This window comes from Staphylococcus sp. GDX7P312P, assembly GCF_008385775.1.
In the GTDB taxonomy this organism is placed as follows: Bacteria; Bacillota; Bacilli; order Staphylococcales; family Staphylococcaceae; genus Staphylococcus; species Staphylococcus haemolyticus.
The window spans coordinates 1-1,553 of sequence record NZ_VUKI01000084.1 but is presented as its reverse complement, the minus strand read 5'-3'; the positions used below and the strand labels follow the sequence as shown (position 1 = coordinate 1,553).

Below are 1,553 nucleotides of genomic sequence, written 5' to 3'. Positions count from 1 at the left end.
AAAAATTACAATTGCTAAAATGGTCATCAACAATCACCTGATTTCACATTTTTACATACACATCTTTGGTTAGATGTATTAATGATGTTTAAGTTTTGGATAATATCATCTAAAATAGCATGATTAAGTTGATACCAATGTTTGTTGCCGTCTTTTCGTGTTGTAACTAATTCGTTATCTACTAATGACTTCATATGATGACTTAGTGTAGGTTGTGAGAATTGAAAGTGTTCTAATAAGTCACAAGCGCATAGCTCACCACAAGAAAGTAAATCTAATATTTCTAACCTGCTTGAATCTGATAAAACTTTTAATATTGTTGCTAGTTCTTGATATGACATAACCATACCTCCCTTACGATATATATTACCATCTATATAGATAATCGTCTATGTTGTGTATTCTTGTGGATCTGTCGGATTGGGGAATGAGAAAAAACCGCATCATTTACCGATAAACAGAAGCGTATCATAAGTGATACGGTTTTTAACATTGTGAAAGTGAAATATGTTAATAAATAATATACTAGACAATCTAATTTAAAGACGCAATAATCAATTCTATATGCAGAAAGTTACATATAGAATTGATAACTTTAATTGGAGGTGACTTATATATGAGACTTGCAGAGCAAATTAGAAAATACAGAAAAAGTTCTGGTTTAACGCAAGAAGATTTAGCTGAGCTATTTGGTGTTAGTCTTGAGAACTTAGTTAATGGTAAAGTTGAATTAGAAGATACTGATGATAAAGATTACACATCTGAACCTATGAATTTTTGGGAATTTGCTTCTAAAAGATGGTGGCTAATCACGGAAAAAATAATTTTTTAAATAGTATAGCTTTCTATCTCTTACAATATCTATAATCTTATGCGATTTCGCATCACAAAAAATAAAACTCATAGCACTATCTACTTGTTTAACACTTTTAAATTCATCCATAAGTAAGTGTTTAGGTAAAGAGGCAAATGGCATATGTCTGATATCTTGTACCGCATGATTAATAATGCGAGACACTGTTGAATTAGATACACCACAAGACTTCGCTATTGATTTTTGAGATCGTATAGAAGTTGCCTTATCCAAAACTGCTAAACGTGTATTATTAGAAATATGACAGTCAACATCAACGATGTTTGTTTGAGCTGTAAAGTAAGTAGAACAATGCTTACAATAGAATCTTTGCTTTTTAAGGACTAAAAAAGCATTCATTTCAGATACTTTCGGAATGGTTATTCTAGAAATTTTAAAACCATTTTTTACAATAGTATAGTTTTTATTTAGTACGCCACAATTTTCACAACAATCAGGCGTATATGTAACTTTCGCATAAAAGTATTTACATCTTTTCCCTTTAAATTCAGCTTCTTCTAGTTTATTGTCGAAAATAATATTAGGGTCTTCAATTCCAAGTGTTTTTGACATAAAATAATTCATAGGCGCATAATCTCTCCTTAATTTATTTGGTCAAATATTTAAATTATAGAGATTTTTGCGCTTTTTTTGTATCAAAAAAACAGGGCTGATTTTTATGGCTCTACGTCAAATCGGA

Annotated in this window: 3 protein-coding genes; 1 reads left to right on the top strand and 2 read right to left on the bottom strand. The window is 30.2% G+C overall.

Annotated features, from left to right (window positions below; all coding sequences use genetic code 11):
* Nucleotides 1-26 precede the first annotated feature (26 nt).
* Entirely contained in the window at nt 27-341 is a 315-nt protein-coding gene (gene arsR / locus F1592_RS13455) for an As(III)-sensing metalloregulatory transcriptional repressor ArsR (protein WP_149809851.1), read from the bottom strand.
* 275 nt (nt 342-616) lie between these two features.
* Between arsR and F1592_RS13450 the strand changes: the two genes are divergently transcribed.
* Nucleotides 617-832 carry a helix-turn-helix domain-containing protein gene (locus F1592_RS13450; protein ID WP_149809850.1) on the top strand — a complete coding sequence of 72 codons (216 nt, stop codon included), beginning with the start codon at nt 617-619 and terminating at the stop codon, nt 830-832.
* On the opposite strand, the gene F1592_RS13445 is transcribed toward F1592_RS13450, so the two are convergent.
* A complete protein-coding gene (locus tag F1592_RS13445; protein WP_149809849.1) occupies nt 806-1,438 on the bottom strand; it encodes a transposase family protein in 633 nt (210 codons plus the stop codon). The two genes, F1592_RS13450 and F1592_RS13445, sit on opposite strands and share 27 nt — an antisense overlap.
* Nucleotides 1,439-1,553: the final 115 nt, after the last annotated feature.